The 14915-nt window shown below is 64.5% G+C and carries 11 protein-coding genes; 6 read left to right on the top strand and 5 right to left on the bottom strand.

Annotated elements, in window-relative coordinates; all coding sequences use genetic code 11:
* Positions 1-116: 116 nt before the first annotated feature.
* A complete protein-coding gene (locus ACODSD_RS24550) occupies positions 117-470 on the bottom strand; it encodes a DsrE/DsrF/TusD sulfur relay family protein (RefSeq protein ID WP_107801120.1) in 354 nt (117 codons plus the stop codon).
* A 307-nt stretch (positions 471-777) separates the two neighbouring features.
* On the opposite strand from ACODSD_RS24550, the gene putA reads away from it, so the two are divergent.
* Together putA and ACODSD_RS24540 are read left to right on the top strand one after the other, a co-directional pair.
* Positions 778-4380 (top strand): trifunctional transcriptional regulator/proline dehydrogenase/L-glutamate gamma-semialdehyde dehydrogenase, encoded by a 3603-nt coding sequence (gene putA, locus ACODSD_RS24545; RefSeq protein ID WP_488878587.1) that lies wholly within the window; start codon positions 778-780, stop codon positions 4378-4380.
* A gap of 273 nt (positions 4381-4653) precedes the next feature.
* Positions 4654-5877, top strand: coding sequence for a branched-chain amino acid ABC transporter substrate-binding protein (locus ACODSD_RS24540; RefSeq protein ID WP_107801118.1), 1224 nt, complete (start codon positions 4654-4656; stop codon positions 5875-5877).
* 59 nt (positions 5878-5936) lie between these two features.
* Here the strand turns inward: ACODSD_RS24540 and ACODSD_RS24535 are convergent, their stop codons facing one another.
* Positions 5937-6197, bottom strand: coding sequence for a GlsB/YeaQ/YmgE family stress response membrane protein (locus ACODSD_RS24535; RefSeq protein WP_107801117.1), 261 nt, complete (start codon positions 6195-6197; stop codon positions 5937-5939).
* Positions 6198-6338: 141 nt separating this feature from the next.
* On the bottom strand, positions 6339-7487 hold the full coding sequence (locus ACODSD_RS24530; RefSeq protein ID WP_488878586.1) for a branched-chain amino acid ABC transporter substrate-binding protein: 1149 nt from the start codon (positions 7485-7487) through the stop codon (positions 6339-6341).
* Between the two features lie 179 nt (positions 7488-7666).
* Here ACODSD_RS24530 and ACODSD_RS24525 point away from each other — a divergent pair, with 179 nt between their 5' ends.
* From ACODSD_RS24525 to ACODSD_RS24510, 4 genes are all read left to right on the top strand, one after another.
* Positions 7667-8041, top strand: coding sequence for a cysteine-rich CWC family protein (locus ACODSD_RS24525; protein WP_107801115.1), 375 nt, complete (start codon positions 7667-7669; stop codon positions 8039-8041).
* Between the two features lie 153 nt (positions 8042-8194).
* Positions 8195-9388 (top strand): macrolide transporter subunit MacA, encoded by a 1194-nt coding sequence (macA, locus tag ACODSD_RS24520; RefSeq protein ID WP_486635396.1) that lies wholly within the window; start codon positions 8195-8197, stop codon positions 9386-9388.
* The gene (gene macB, locus ACODSD_RS24515; RefSeq protein WP_488878585.1) at positions 9385-11319 is read left to right on the top strand and encodes a macrolide ABC transporter ATP-binding protein/permease MacB; all 1935 of its coding nucleotides are present in this window, start codon (positions 9385-9387) and stop codon (positions 11317-11319) included. The genes macA and macB overlap by 4 nt, the downstream gene beginning before the upstream one ends.
* A gap of 4 nt (positions 11320-11323) precedes the next feature.
* Positions 11324-12697, top strand: a complete 1374-nt coding sequence (locus ACODSD_RS24510) for an efflux transporter outer membrane subunit (protein ID WP_488878584.1) — start codon at positions 11324-11326, stop codon at positions 12695-12697.
* A gap of 39 nt (positions 12698-12736) precedes the next feature.
* On the opposite strand, the gene ACODSD_RS24505 is transcribed toward ACODSD_RS24510, so the two are convergent.
* Together ACODSD_RS24505 and ACODSD_RS24500 are read right to left on the bottom strand one after the other, a co-directional pair.
* Positions 12737-13597, bottom strand: coding sequence for a hypothetical protein (locus ACODSD_RS24505; RefSeq protein WP_488878583.1), 861 nt, complete (start codon positions 13595-13597; stop codon positions 12737-12739).
* Between the two features lie 26 nt (positions 13598-13623).
* Positions 13624-14448, bottom strand: a complete 825-nt coding sequence (locus ACODSD_RS24500; protein ID WP_107801110.1) for a hypothetical protein — start codon at positions 14446-14448, stop codon at positions 13624-13626.
* Between the last annotated feature and the right edge of the window lie 467 nt (positions 14449-14915).

Genomic DNA, 14915 nt, shown 5'->3' with positions numbered 1-14915 from the left:
GTGAAACGCCTTAGCGCCGATGATAGTGTGGCATTCGCCATGTGAAAGTAGGACATTGCCAGGCGCCCAATGTAAAAGCCCAGACCAAACGGTCTGGGCTTTTTGCATTTGCGGATTCAAAAGCTGAGCGTTTTGTCCGCGCTCAGCGTCCATTCGGCCAGTTCCGGCATGGTGCCGATCTTGACGCCCGGCAACAGCAGGCTTTCATCGATTCCCCGCGCGTCGGCGCAAGTGCGGCAGACGCGCGCCGTCACGCCCAATTCCAACGCTTCGGTCAGCATCTCGCCCAGGGTCGGCGCTTGCGCGGTCTTCTGATTTTTCAATGCGGCGACAACGGCGTCGGACAGCAGGAACAGCTGCACCCGGCAGCGCTCGGCCTGTTGAGCCAGGGTCAGCGTCAGGCGCAGCGCGGAGAGCGCGCGTTCGTCCCCGTAGGGGCTGGCGTTCAGGGTGATCAGCACGGTTTGCATGAGGGTTTGCCTATGATGAAGAGAGTCAGGACGGCATTGTGGCATGTTGCGCCGGCCTTGGCATGCGCGGACGGGGGCGGAGCGGGGCGCTCTAAGTTGTTGGCATGCAACAGTGAGGTGGGTCTTGGGCCCGGCTGGCGCCGGCTAACTGCTTGTACGAGTTGGGTTTGTTTGGGCTGAAATTATGGACTGAAAAGTTTCCTTCATATTGTCCAGCAATCTATTTGTATTTGTATACAATAGACAAATTTTCCGGGCGCTAATGAAAAGAGATAGCCCGGGGCTGCAAACTACACGGAGATGATTCATGCAATTCGACGCATTTGCCCATGGCCAGTCGGCGCTGCGGGACGCCATTACCTCTGCCTATCGTCGCGACGAGCGCGAGTGCGTGCAGGCGCTGTTGCCGCAGGCTGCGATGAGCGACGGCGAAGTCACGGCGGTTCAGGACCTGGCGCGGCGCCTGGTGGCGGAGGTGCGCCGCGAGCGCACCAAGTCCAGCGGGGTGGATGCCTTGATGCATGAGTTTTCTCTGGACAGCGCCGAGGGCATCGCCTTGATGTGTCTGGCCGAAGCGCTGCTGCGCATTCCGGACCGCGAAACCGCGGACAAGCTGATCCGCGACAAGATTTCGCGCGGCGACTGGAAGGCCCACCTGGGCAATAGCGCTTCCTTGTTCGTCAACGCCGCGGCCTGGGGCTTGCTGGTCACCGGCAAGCTGGTGGCTTCGCACAGCGCGAATGGCTTGTCGGCGGCGATGACCCGTTTGATCGCCAAAGGCGGCGAGCCGCTGATCCGCAAAGGCGTGGACATGGCGATGCGCATGCTGGGCAAGCAGTTCGTCACCGGCGAGACCATTGAGGAAGCGCTGGCCAACGGCCGCGAACGCGAGGCGCGCGGCTATCGCTTCAGCTACGACATGCTGGGCGAGGCGGCGATGACCGAGGCCGACGCGCAGCGCTATCTGCAAGACTATGTGACCGCCATTCACGCCATCGGCAAAGCGTCCGCCGGCCGCGGCATTTACGAAGGCCCGGGCATTTCGGTGAAGCTGTCGGCCATCCATCCGCGCTACAGCCGCATCAAGCACGAACGGATGATGGCCGAGCTGCTGCCGCGCCTGAAAGGCTTGTTCCTGCTGGCCAAACAGTACGATATCGGCCTGAACATCGACGCCGAAGAAGCGGACCGCCTGGAAATCTCCATGGATCTGGTGGAGGCGCTGGCCAACGATCCGGATCTGGACGGCTTCGAGGGCATAGGCATTGTGGTGCAGGCTTACCAGAAGCGCTGTCCCTATGTGATCGATTTCCTGATCGATCTGGCGCGTCGCAGCAAGCACCGCTTCATGGTGCGCCTGGTCAAGGGCGCTTACTGGGACGCGGAGATCAAGCGCGCCCAGGTGGACGGCTTGCCGGGTTATCCGGTTTACACCCGCAAGGTTTACACCGATGTGGCTTATCTCGCCTGCGCCAAGAAGCTGTTGTCCGCGCAGGACGCGATCTATCCGCAGTTCGCCACCCACAACGCCTACAGCCTGGCCGCGGTGTTCAATCTGGCCTCCGGCAAGGATTACGAATTCCAGTGCCTGCACGGCATGGGCGAGACCCTGTACGACCAGGTGGTGGGCAAGGACAAGCTGGGCAAGGCTTGCCGCATCTACGCGCCGGTGGGTTCGCATGAAACTCTGCTGGCCTATCTGGTGCGCCGCCTGCTGGAAAACGGCGCCAACAGCTCCTTCGTCAACCGCATCGTAGACGAGGCGGTGTCCATAGACGAACTGGTGGCGGATCCGGTGGCCGAGGCCGCGCGCCATGGCGGCCAGCCGCACAAGAAGATTCCGGCGCCGCTGGAGCTGTACGGCCAGCAGCGCAAAAACTCCAAGGGTCTGGACCTGTCCAGCGAGCATGTGCTGGCCACGCTGCAACTGGGCCTGCAAGCGTCCGAGAAACAGCCGTGGGGCGCTTTCCCGATGTTGGGCGACGGCGACGTCACCGACGGCGAAGTGCAGCAGGTGCGCAATCCGGCGGATCGCGACGATCTGGTGGGCCGCGTGATCGAGGCGAGCGCGGCGGATGTGAACCGCGCGCTGGAGCTGGCGCAGCAAGGCGCCGCCGATTGGGCCGCCACGCCGGTGGCCGAACGCGCCGCCTGCCTGCAACGGATGGCCGACCTGATGGAAGACCAGATGCCGGCGCTGATGGGCCTGGCGGTGCGCGAGGCCGGCAAGACGCTGGCCAACGCGATCGCCGAGGTGCGCGAGGCGGTGGACTTCTGCCGCTACTACGCGGTGCAGATCGAAGACGAATTCGACAACGCCAGCCATAGCCCATTGGGCCCGGTGGTGTGCATCAGCCCGTGGAACTTCCCGCTGGCCATCTTCATCGGCGAGGTGGTGGCCTCGCTGGCGGCCGGCAACGCGGTGCTGGCCAAGCCGGCGGAGCAGACCAGCCTGATCGCCGCGCACGCGGTGCGCTTGTTGCACGAGGCCGGCGTGCCGCGCGCGGCGCTGCAATTGCTGCCGGGCCGCGGCGAAGTGGTGGGCGCGGCGCTGACCGCGGACCCGCGCGTCCAGGGCGTGATCTTCACCGGCTCCACCGAGGTGGCGCAAATCATCAACCGCACGCTGGCCAAGCGCGGCGGCGACCCGGTGCTGGTGGCCGAAACCGGCGGCCAGAACGCGATGATCGTGGACAGTTCGGCGCTGCCGGAGCAGGTGGTCACCGATGTGCTCAGCTCGGCCTTCGACTCCGCCGGCCAGCGCTGCTCCGCGTTGCGCGTGCTCTATCTGCAAAACGACATCGCCGACAAAGTCATCGCCATGATCAAGGGCGCGATGGATGAATTGAAAGTGGGCGATCCGGCCAAGCTGGACATCGACGTCGGCCCGGTGATCGACGCCGAAGCCCAGGCCGGCCTGCTGGCCCATATCGAGAAGATGAAGGCGAGCGCGCGCGCCACTCATCAGGTCAAGCTGGGCGAGGACTGCGCCAAGGGCACCTTTGTGGCGCCCACCTTGTTTGAGATCGCCGATCTCAAGCAGCTGAAGCGCGAAGTCTTCGGTCCGGTGCTTCATGTGCTGCGTTTCGAGGCCAATGAGCTGGACAAGGTGGTGGCCGAGATCAACGCCACCGGCTACGGTCTGACCCACGGCATCCACAGCCGCATCGACGAGACTATCGACAACATCGTCGGCCAGATCAAGGTCGGCAACGTCTACGTCAACCGCAACATCGTCGGCGCGGTGGTGGGCGTGCAGCCCTTCGGCGGCGAAGGCAAGTCCGGCACCGGCCCCAAGGCCGGCGGCCCCTTCTATCTGTACCGGCTGAGCCGCGCTGCCTGGGAGCCGAAACTGGCGGCGGAGACCCTGCCGCTGTCCCTGCCGGCGCTGGACGCCTTGGCGGCCGCCGCCGGCAGCCTGGGCCTGGCCTTGGAGCCGGCCATCGCCGCGGCGCGCAAGGACAGCGTGCTGGCCTGCCTGGTGAACTTGCCGGGCCCCACCGGCGAGCGGAACTCGCTGCAGTTCGCGCCGCGCGGCAAGGTGGGTTGCCAGGCGGGCAACGCGCAAGCGCTGGCGGAGCAGCTGGCGGCGGCCTTCGCCACCGGCAACCGCGCGGTGTTGCCGGCCAATGAGGCGGGCCGAAGCCTGGCCGCCAAGCTGGGCTCCTTGGTGGAGCTGGACGCCGATGTGTTGGCGGCGGATGTCGGCGCCGTGCTGTTCTCCGGCTCCGAAGCCGAGGCCGAAGCCGCCCAGCGTACGCTGGCCGCGCGCGACGGCGCCTTGGTGCCGCTGCTGCGCGCCGACGCGCAAGGCCATTACAATCTGCACCGCCTGGTGGTGGAGCGCGCGCTCAGCGTGAATACTACCGCGGCGGGCGGCAACGCCAGCCTGATGAGCATAGGCGATTAAAGGCGGGGCGGGCCCCGGCGACGGCGGTCCGTTCGTCTTGCAACTCCGCGGATCAAATCGGTTTTCCCATGCGCCGGCGCGCATGGGGTGGCGGCGGGCTTGTCCAACAAGCCACTTGCCACAAGCTGGCGGCCTTGAAATAATGCCGCCAGCCGCCGCGCTCGCCCCTGCTTGGGGAAGGCGGGATGTACATAACAACATTAGACAGGTTCCGCAAACCCCCAATCCCGACACGTGACGGATGGGGATCTCTGGAGAAATAGAGGAAACATGATGCAAGCAAACAAACTGACGACTCTTTCCCTGGCCGTGGCCGCCGCTGTCGCCTTGTCCGCATGCGGCAAAAAAGAAGAGGGCGCGCCGGCAGCCGGCGCCTCCGCCGGCGCGGAAGCCGCCGCGGGCGGCGTGGTCAAGATCGGCTTCGCGGCCCCTCTAACCGGTCCGCAAGCCCACTACGGCGAAGAATACAAAAACGGCGTGACCCTGGCGATTGAAGACGCCAACGCCGAGAAGCCCACCATCGGCGGCAAGCCGGTGAGCTTCGAACTGGAAGCCCAGGACGACCAGGCCGACCCGAAAACCGCCACTCAGCTGGCGCAGAAATTCGTCGACGAGAAAGTGAACGGCATCATCGGCCACTTTAACTCCGGCACCTCCATCCCGGCCTCCAAGATCTATTCCGACGCCGGCATTCCGATGATCGCCATGGCCACCTCGCCGGCCTTCACCGCGCAGGGCTTCAAGAACACCTTCCGCTCGATGACTTCCGACACCCAGCAAGGCTCGGTGATGGGCAAGTTCGTGGTGGAAAAACTGGGCGCCAAGAAAGTGGTGATCGTGGACGACCGCACCGCTTACGGCCAGGGTCTGGCCGACGAGTTCGAGAAGGCCGCCAAGGCCGCCGGCGGCAATGTGGTCAAGCGCGAATTCACCAATGACAAGGCCACCGACTTCGCCGCCATCCTCACCTCGATCAAGGCCGCCGCGCCGGACGTGGTGTTCTACGGCGGCGCCGACGCGCAATCCGCGCCGATGGCCAAGCAGATGAAGCGCCTGGGCCTGACCGCTCCGCTGATTTCCGGCGAGATGACCAAGACCCCGACCTTCCTGCAACTGGCGGGCAAGGAAGCCGACGGCACCATCGCCTCGCTGGCCGGCCTGCCGCTGGATCAAATGCCCAAGGGCAAGGATTACGAGAGCCGCTACAAGGCGCGCTTCAAGATGGACGTGGCCACTTACTCGCCGTACGGCTACGACGCCACCCGCGCGCTGATCCAGGCGATGAAAGACGCCAACTCCACCGATCCCAAAGCCTACCTGCCGGTGCTGGCCAAGATCACCCACTCCGGCGTGACCTCCGGCAGCTGGACCTACGACGCCAAGGGCGATCTGAAAGACGGCGGCATCACCGTCTACAAAGTGGTGAACGGCGAGTGGAAAGTGCTGGAAACCGTGGGCGGCGCCGCCGCGTCCAAGGACGCTTCCGCAGCCAAATAAGCCGGTTCGGCATCAGGCGACAAGGCGACGCGTTCAGCGTCGCCTTTTTCTTTGCCCGATCAACGCAAGAGGCCGATCTTCTTCAGCAGGAAAATCAGGATGGCGGCGCCGGCAATGCCGAAGGCCAGGCCGGGCAGGGAGAAGGAACCGGCGGCCGAGGCGGAAGAGATGCCCAGCAGCCGGCCAAACAGCCAATGGCCCAAGGCCGAACCAATGATGCCGATGATGATGTTGGCGATCACGCCTTCGCTGACGCCCATGACCTTGCCGGCGAGCCAGCCGATCAGGCCGCCGGCCAATAGGGAAACGAGTAGTCCCATATCCTCTCCTTATGTTAGTTTGTGAATAAATAGTTATAGCCATTTATTTAATATGGCGCCATATTTTTTTGGAGCGCCGCCGCAAAAAACAAAAACCCCGGCATAGGCCGGGGTGTGGGGACGAGGCGGGAATGCCGGTGTTTACAGGCCGACCCACTGTCCTTTGCGCAATTGATACAGCGACACGGTGCCGTGCTGGATGTCGCCCTTGTCGTCAAAGCGGATCTCGCCGGTCACGCCCTTGAAGTCGGTCTTGGGCAGTTCGCCCAGGTATTTGGCCGGATCGGAGGAGCCGGCGCGCTTCATCGCGGCGATCATCACCCGCGCGGCGTCATAGGTGTAGGGCGCGTAGGCCTGGATGTCGGCGTTGAATTGCTGCTTGTACTTGCCGTTGAAGTCCGCGAAGCCCGGCATCTTGTCTTTTTGCGCGCCGGCGCTGGAGGCGTAGCTGCTTTCCGCGCTGTCGCCGCCCAGTTTGGAGAACTCGGGCGTATTGATGCCGTCCGCGCCCATGAAAACGGCCTTCAGGCCCAGCTTGTTCATCTGCTTGACCATGGGCGCCGCCTGGGCGTCCATGCCGCCGTAGAACAGCAGGTCCGGCTTCGCTCCCTTGATCGAGGTGAGGATGGCCATAAAATCCGTGGCGCTATTGCTGGTGAACTCGCGCTTGACCACCTTGCCGCCGGCCGCTTCCACCGCCTTGGCGAAATCGTCGGCCAGGCCCTGGCCGTAAGTGGTGCGGTCGTCGACGATGGCGATGCGGCCGGCCTTCAGCGTTTCGATCGCGTACTTGGCCAGCGCCTCGCCTTGCTGGCGGTCGTTGGCGATGATGCGGAAGGTGTTCTTGAAGCCCTGCTGGGTGAAGCTGGGGCTGGTCACCGAGGCGGCGATCATCGGAATGCCGGCCTGAGAGTAAATCCGCGAAGCGGGAATGGCCGCGCCGGAGGTGAGATGGCCGATGATGCCGGCCACCTTGCCGTCCACCAGGCGTTGCGCCACCTGGGCGGCGGTTTTGGGATCGGCCTGGTCGTCCTCGGACACCACTTCGAAAGTGACGGGCTTGCCGTCCAGAGTCAGCTTTTCGGCATTGGCTTCTGCCACCGCCAGCTTGACGCCGTTGTCCGCGTCGCGGCCCCAGTGGGCGAAAGGCCCGGTCAGCGGGTTGGCGGAGCCGATTTTCACCACGACCGCGCCGGCTTCGGCCGGCGCGCTGCCGGCGCTTTGTTCGGATTTGCCGCAGGCGGTCAGGGCCAGCGCGGCGCAGGCGATGAGGCTAAGATGCGTTTTCATGAATTTCTCCTGATTTCTCTTTGTCTATTTAGCTTTAATCTATTTGGATATTCGCCTCAGGAATAAGGCGGCAGCCCATTTTTGGTGCATACGCCGATCAGCGTCAAGCCCGGCGGCGTGTAGGCGGCGGCTTTGCGCTAAAATAGCGGACTGATTTCGCGACATAAGATGGATTTTTGATGACAAAGGCGTATCCCGCGCCCGCCTCGCCCTGCGTCGGCCTCTGCCGTCTCGACGAGGGCGGCGCCTATTGCCTGGGCTGCCTGCGCACCTTGGACGAGATCGCCGGCTGGTCCGGCTTCGACGACGAACAAAAGCGCGCGGTGTGGCAGCGGCTGATCGGCTTGCGGCCCAAGGTCAAAGACAAGCGCTGCGAGCGTTGCGGCGCGGCCTTCCGTTGCGGAGAGGGCGGCGACAACGGCGCTTGTTGGTGCGCGGAGCTGCCGCAGGTGCTGCCCTTGCCCTATGGTCACGGCGATTGCCTGTGCCCGGAATGCCTGCGCCGCCATCTGCGGGAAAGCTATTTGGCGCGCGGGCTGACGCCGCCCTTATAGCCGGCGGACCGCCCTAGCGTGCTGCATGTCAAACGCGTATTGTCGACGCGGGGTGCAACCAATGCCCGTTGCCCGCGGTCCTAAGATGTTTTCCTCATTTCCGCTTTGGTTTCTCGCCACATGACATTTTGGAAGCGTTGGATTCGTAAGCTTTTGCTCCCCCTGTATTTGATCGGCTCCTTGCAAGGACGCCGCCGCGTCAATCTGGGCCGGCGGCCGTGGCGCAACGGCATTGCGCTGCTGGCCGTCCTGGCGCTGGCCGCCTGGGGGCTTTGGCTGTGGCTGGCGCCCAAGCCGGCGCCGCAGGTGCTGACCGCGGAGGTGACCCGCGCCGATCTGGAGGACGTGGTGCTGGCCAGCGGCGTGCTGAAGCCGCTGCGGCAAGTGGACGTGGGCGCCCAGGCCAGCGGCCAGTTGAAAATCCTGAAGGTGGCGGCCGGCGACCGAGTCGGCAAGGGCGAGCTCTTGGCCGAGATCGATCCGGAAAACAGCCTCAACGATCTGAAGGTTTCCGAGGCGCAACTGGAGTCCCGCGTGGCTCAGCTGCGCAGCAAGCAGGCCACGCTGCGCCAGGCCGAGCGCGAGCTGGCGCGCCAGAAGCAGATGATGAGCGAGGGTTCCACCTCGCAAAAAGACCTGCTGGCGGCGGAAACCGTCTATCAGAGCCAGACGGCGGAGCTGGACGACTTGCAAGCGCAGATTCGTCAGAACCGTTTCCAGATCGACAAGAACCGCACCACGCTGGGCTATACCCGCATCACCGCGCCGATGGACGGCGAGGTGATCGAAATCGTCACCCAGCAGGGTCAGACCGTGATCGCCAGCCAGACGGTGCCGGTGATCCTGAAACTGGCGGACCTGAGCACGATGACGGTGCACGCCCAGGTGGCCGAGGCCGACGTGATTCGCGTCAAGGCCGGGCTGCCGGTGTATTTCACCGTATTGGGGGCGCCGGACCGGCCCATCCGCGGCAAGCTGCGCGCCATCTTGCCGACGCCGGAAAAAATCAACAACGCCAACTTCTACAAGGCGCTGTTCGATGTGAAGAACATGGACGGCAAGCTGCGCGTGGACATGACCGCGCAGATCAGCATCGTGCTGGCGGAGTCCAAGCAGGCCTTGAACATTCCGCTGAGCGCGCTGGGTGCGGCCGGCAAGGATGGACGCCACAGCGTCAAGGTGCAGGGCAAGGACGGCCAGCTGCATGAGCGCCAAGTGCGCATCGGCCTGAAGACCGCCACCCGTGTGCAGATCCTGGATGGTTTGAAAGCCGGCGAGAAAGTGGTGACCAGCGAAGCCGGCGGCAAGGAAGAAGAACCCAGCGGCAGCGTGATGGTGAGCGCATGAGCGGAGCCAGCCTGACGCTGTCCGGAGTGTGGCGCCGGTTTCCGTCCGGCGATGAAGAAGTGGCGGTGCTCAAGGAGGTCAGCCTGGACATCCGCGCCGGCGAGATGGTGGCCATCATCGGCGCCTCCGGTTCTGGCAAGTCCACGCTGATGAACATCCTGGGCTGCCTGGATCAGCCCTCGGCCGGCCACTACCAGGTGGGCGGGCGCGACGTGGGCGCGCTGGACAAGGACCAACTGGCCACGCTGCGGCGCGAGCATTTCGGTTTCATCTTTCAGCGCTACCACCTATTGCCGCATCTGAGCGCCATCGACAATGTGGCGATGCCGGCGGTGTACGCCGGCATGAGCCAGGAAGCGCGGCGCGAACGCGCGCGCCAGCTGCTGGCGCGGCTGGGCCTGGCCGGCAAGGAAGACTACCGCCCGGGCCAGCTGTCCGGCGGCCAGCAGCAGCGCGTGTCCATCGCCCGGGCGCTGATGAACGGCGGCGACATCATCCTGGCCGACGAACCCACCGGCGCCTTGGACAGCCACAGCGGCGAAGAGGTGATGGCCATCCTCAAGGAACTGCACGCCGCCGGTCACACCATCATCATCGTCACCCACGACCCGTCCATCGCCGCGCAGACCGAACGCATCATCGAAATCCGCGACGGCGAGATCCTGCGCGACAGCGCCGCCGACGCGCCGCGTCCGGAGGCGGACGCGCGCGAGCCGCGCCGGCCCAAGCCCGGCCCGGCCTGGCGAGAACGCATGAGCGAAGCCTTCAAGATGGCCATGCTCGCCATGCTGGCCAACCGCCTGCGCACCGTGCTCACCATGCTGGGCATCATCATCGGCATCACCTCGGTGGTGTCCATCATCGCGGTGGGCGAGGGCGCGCGCAATTACGTGCTGAACGACATCCGCTCCATCGGCACCAACACCATCACCGTGTACCGCGGCAAGGACTGGGGCGACGACAAGGCCGACGGCGTGCGTACCTTCTTGCCCGGCGATCTGGCCGCGCTGGCCGAGGAACCCTATGTGGACAGCGTGTCGCCGGTCACCAGCAACAGCCTGCGCATCCGCTACCGCAATGTCGACGTCAACGCCTCGGTGTCCGGCGTGGACAGCACGTATTTGCGCGTGCGCGGCTTGAAAGTGGTTGCCGGCCTGGGTTTCAGCCGCGACGACGTGCGCATGCAGCGCCAGGTGGTGGTGATAGACAACAACGCCCGCCGCAAACTGTTCGCCGACGCGGACGCCATCGGCCAAGTGGTGCTGGTGGGCAGCGTGCCGGCCACCGTGATCGGCGTGGTGGAAACCAAGGACAACGGCGGCGGCAAATCGCTGCAAATGTGGATGCCCTACAGCACCGCCGGCAGCCGGCTGTTCGGCCAGGCTTATTTCGACTACATGGTGGTGCGCATCCAGGAAGGCCAGCCCACCGCGCTGGCCGAGAAGGGGATCAGCCAGCTGCTGACCTTGCGCCATGGCGGCAAGGACTTCTTCACCTTCAATATGGACGAGGTGCTGAAAACGGTGGAAAACACCAGTCGCACCCTGGCCCTGTTGCTGACCCTGATCGCGGTGATTTCGCTGGTGGTGGGCGGCATCGGCGTGATGAACATCATGCTGGTGTCGGTGACCGAGCGCACCCGTGAAATCGGCATCCGCATGGCGGTGGGCGCGCGCCAGTCCGACGTCTTGCAGCAATTTCTGACCGAGGCGGTGCTGGTCTGCCTGGTGGGCGGGGCCATCGGCATCGGCCTGTCCTACGGCATCAGCTTTGTGTTCGCGCTCTTGGTCAGCAAGTGGAAAATGGCCCTGTCGCTGAAGGCCATCCTCCTGGCGGTGGCGTGTTCCACCGCCATCGGCGTGGTGTTCGGCTATCTGCCGGCGCGCAGCGCGGCGCGTTTGAATCCGATTGACGCCTTGGCGCGGGAGTAAGTGTTTGACGCTTTGGAAATCCAATCTCACTGTTTTGGGCCTGGCCCTCTTGCTGGCCGGCTGCCAGAGCACGCCGTATCAGCGCCAGGCGCTGGAAGCGCCGGCGCAATGGCGCGGTGCCCCGTCCCACGCCCAGGCGGACATGAGCCGCGAGCGCTGGTGGCAAGGCTTTGACGACGCCGGCTTGCTGGCGGTGCTGGAGCAGGCGCGTAGCCGCAACCCGGATCTGAGCATCGCCCTGCTCAAGCTGCGCAAGGCCCAGCTCGCGGCAGGTTTGGAGCGCAGCGACGCCTTGCCCTCCTTGAGCGGCGACGTCAATGCCGGGACCAAGCGCACGCTGGGAGAGTCTTCGGCCTGGAGCCGCAGCAGCGGCGGCAGCTTGAACACCAGTTACGAGCTGGACCTTTGGGGGCGGGTGGACGCGCGCTTGCGCGCGGCGGATCAGGAGTTCCGCGCCAGCGCCTATGACGAAGCCGCCGCCCGCCTGTTGTCGGACAGCGCCGCCGCCGGCCTGTACTGGGACATCGCCGCGCTGAAGGCGCGGCAGACGCTGGGGCAGGCGGATCTGGCGGACCTGCGCCGCATCCAGGCGCTGGCGGAAGCCAAATGGCGCGCCGGCGCGACGAGCGAACAGGACGTCACCCAGGCGCGCAGCGCGGTGCTGAGTCAACAGGCGGACTTATTGGGGCTGGCCGAGGAGCGCGGGCAAAAGGAAAACGCTTTGGCGCTGTTGCTGGACCACCCGTCCGGCGCGGCGCTGCCGGCTATCGCCGCGCTGCCGCTGGAACCCGCCTTGCCGGCGATAAACGCCGGCCTGCCCAGCAGCCTGCTGGAGCGGCGGCCGGATCTGATGGCCGCGGAAGCGCGCTTGCGCGGCAAGCTGGCCAAGGTGGACCAGGAGCGCGCGGCCTTCTTCCCGGCGCTGAAACTGACCGGTTCGCTGGGCTCCAGCAGCGGCGCGCTGAGCAGCCTGGTGCAAAACCCGCTGCTGACGCTGGGCGCGTCCCTGTCCTTGCCCTTCCTGGAGTGGCGCAAGCAAGGCCTGCAATTGAAGAGCAGCCAGGCCGATTACGAGCTGGAAACCGTCAGTTTCCGCAAGACCTTGTACAGCGCTTATCAAGAGGTGGACAACGCGCTGAGCGCGCGCCAGCGGCTGCAAGGTTCCGCACGCTTGCAAGCCGACGCGCTGGCCTTGAACCGGCGCAGCGAACAACTGGCGGAAAGCCGCTACCGCGCCGGGGCGGTTGACGTGCAAACCTGGCTGGACGCGGCCAAGGCGCGGCGCGGCAGCGAGTCCGCGCTGATCCGGCTGCGTCAGGAGCAATTGAAAAACCTGGCGGATGTTTACAAGGTGTTGGGCGGCGCGCCCGCGGCCTGAGCGGCGAGGGTTCCGACCGGGTTTTGCCCTGGCGCAGGCTTAAGGCTCAAGATATTCTTCGCAGGCCGGCATCGGTTTATCCGGCGCATAGACGCCGCTATCCGGCTGCCGCGTCAGCAGGCGCTGGAAGGTGCAGGCCTGGTCCACCGCGGTGGCGATGTCTTTTTTCCTCAGACGCTTGCCCAGCGAGTCCCGGCTGCGGGAGACCGGGCCGGGAAAGCTGGTGGCGCGGGTGCGGTAGATCAAGCGCGGGAAGCCGGCCGCGACGCTTCTGTCCAGCTTGATGCTGGAAGAAAAACTGTATTCGTCATGGCAGGCGCCGCGTCTGTCGGCGAAATCCCGTTCCGAAAAGCACGCGCGTATCATCAAGGAGCTGGACAGCGGCAGCGCCAGCACCTCGCGCATCTCAAATCCCGAGCCCTTGGGGTAAATCTGTAGCAGGCGCAGCGTGCTGAAAGAACCGCCTCCGCCGGAATACATGGTGCTGACGTCCTCTCTGACGCCCACCATCACGCCTTGATCGGGGGCGGCAAGCCGCAGCGCGTAAGGCCATAAAGTCAGGCTGCGGCGATTGTCCCATAGCGCGTCGGTCTGTAAGTTGCGTAATTCCAGTTGTGCGTCAGGCCCCTGGCCAGCGGCGGGCTGGATCCTGAGAATGGGCGGAGCTTCCTTGGTTTGCGCCACTAGCTCAATACAGAGCTGGCGATCCGTGGTGCAGCCTTGCTTTGATTCCGCCGGCTCCGGCGTCGACTTCAGCATCAAGGTCTTGATGCTATTGCCGGCTAGGTCAACATCGGCGGGCTGAGCGGCAGCTGCCGGCCGGCACCAGGCAAGTGCCGTGAAGGCGGCGAGGGCAGCGAGCTTGAGGGCGTGGTAAACATCATTAGGGTTCTGCTTCATTGCCTGCTTTTCATGGGAGCGTGGCGCTAGATCACCGCCCACAGTCCGCAGATCGCGAACAGGATCAGCACCCCGGTCAGGATCTGGGCGGTGGTGCGTTCTTTTTGCAGCGCCCGTTTCAGGTTGTCGTGCACGCTTTCCAGTTTTTCCAGCCGCTGTTCCAGCTCGGCGCGGGTTTCGTCCTGCCGCGCCAGCGATTGCAGCATCGCCTCGCCGCCCACCTCGGTGATCAGTTCCTTATTCCATACCCCCAGCAGCTTGTTGACCTTGTCCTTGAAGTACAGCGCGGAACGCTGGTTGGCGTCCTGCCATTCAAATTCAAAGCCCTGACTGGCGTAAAAGGCGTTGCGTTGCAGCCGCTCTTCTTCCGACGAGGTCTGGCTCATGGCGATCATGCCGGGGCTGATGGCGTGGTCCGGACAAATGCCCTTGGCCCAGGCGATGACGCTGGCGAACAGAAAAGCGTCCAGTCCGGTGCCGACAAAGCCGGGGCTGGCCTGCACGCCGCTTTTGGGGCCGAAGGTGACGGTGCGGCTGGGCCGGTCCACGCGCACCCAGGCGCAGTTGTGGGCGGCTTGGAAATGGCTGTCCTCGCCCTCGAACAACTGCCAGCGGTGGCCGTCGGCGCGGGCGTAGCCGCGAAACTGCAGCCGGAAGAAGTCGGATTGCTCGGTCATGGCCCGGCTGCGCTGCAAGATGCCGTAAATGGGCGTGCCGTTGGCGGTCAGCGTCAGAATGGTCTCGCCCAGCGGAATGGCCAGCGTGGCCAGGGTGTTTTCGTTTTCCGGAGCGCGGAGCACCGGTTCTTCGGCGGTGGGCGCCGGGTTGGCGGCCTGGTTCGGACTGGTCATCTGCTGCCTATGCTGGGGTGTTCTGGGGCCTGTTTGCGGTGGTCATCAGGCGCTGGGCTCGTGAACGGGCGGACGGCCGCCGCGGGCGGGCGTCACGGGACGCTTATTGTACCAATCTAGACGGCTTGGGGAATCCTTGCTCGCATGACATCCGGCATGAGGGCAAACGACGGCCAATTTGGCGCGCTGCACGGTCAATGCGTAGTTTTACTTAGAATATTGCAGATCAATAAAAGCTTTATTTCAAACAAACACTTATTGGTTGCGCTAAATAATCACATAATAAAATGTGAATGTGTTACTTGTATTGGGTAATGGTGTGGCATATCGTGCCCCCAATCATTAAATACAATCGGTCATTATGCTTGCTCAAACGGATACGGACGGTTCTGCCTCCTCCGCAAACATCAGCGATTTGGGCTTGCTGGGCCTGGTCCTGCTGGCCCAGTTCCACGGCGTAGCCGCCG

The organism is Chromobacterium sp. FG22 (genome assembly GCF_057809415.1).
This window is presented reverse-complemented; position numbering and strand designations above follow the sequence as displayed.

Excerpts from the sequence above, each read along its gene's own strand:
- ACODSD_RS24535 (WP_107801117.1), bottom strand. The coding sequence starts at position 6,197 with ATGGGACTACTCGTTTCCCTATTGGCCGGCGGCCTGATCGGCTGGCTC.
- ACODSD_RS24530 (WP_488878586.1), bottom strand. The coding sequence starts at position 7,487 with ATGAAAACGCATCTTAGCCTCATCGCCTGCGCCGCGCTGGCCCTGACC.
- macB (WP_488878585.1), top strand. The coding sequence starts at position 9,385 with ATGAGCGGAGCCAGCCTGACGCTGTCCGGAGTGTGGCGCCGGTTTCCG.
- ACODSD_RS24500 (WP_107801110.1), bottom strand. The coding sequence starts at position 14,448 with ATGACCAGTCCGAACCAGGCCGCCAACCCGGCGCCCACCGCCGAAGAA.
- putA (WP_488878587.1), top strand. The coding sequence starts at position 778 with ATGCAATTCGACGCATTTGCCCATGGCCAGTCGGCGCTGCGGGACGCC.
- ACODSD_RS24550 (WP_107801120.1), bottom strand. The coding sequence starts at position 470 with ATGCAAACCGTGCTGATCACCCTGAACGCCAGCCCCTACGGGGACGAA.
- ACODSD_RS24540 (WP_107801118.1), top strand. The coding sequence starts at position 4,654 with ATGCAAGCAAACAAACTGACGACTCTTTCCCTGGCCGTGGCCGCCGCT.
- ACODSD_RS24525 (WP_107801115.1), top strand. The coding sequence starts at position 7,667 with ATGACAAAGGCGTATCCCGCGCCCGCCTCGCCCTGCGTCGGCCTCTGC.
- ACODSD_RS24505 (WP_488878583.1), bottom strand. The coding sequence starts at position 13,597 with ATGAAGCAGAACCCTAATGATGTTTACCACGCCCTCAAGCTCGCTGCC.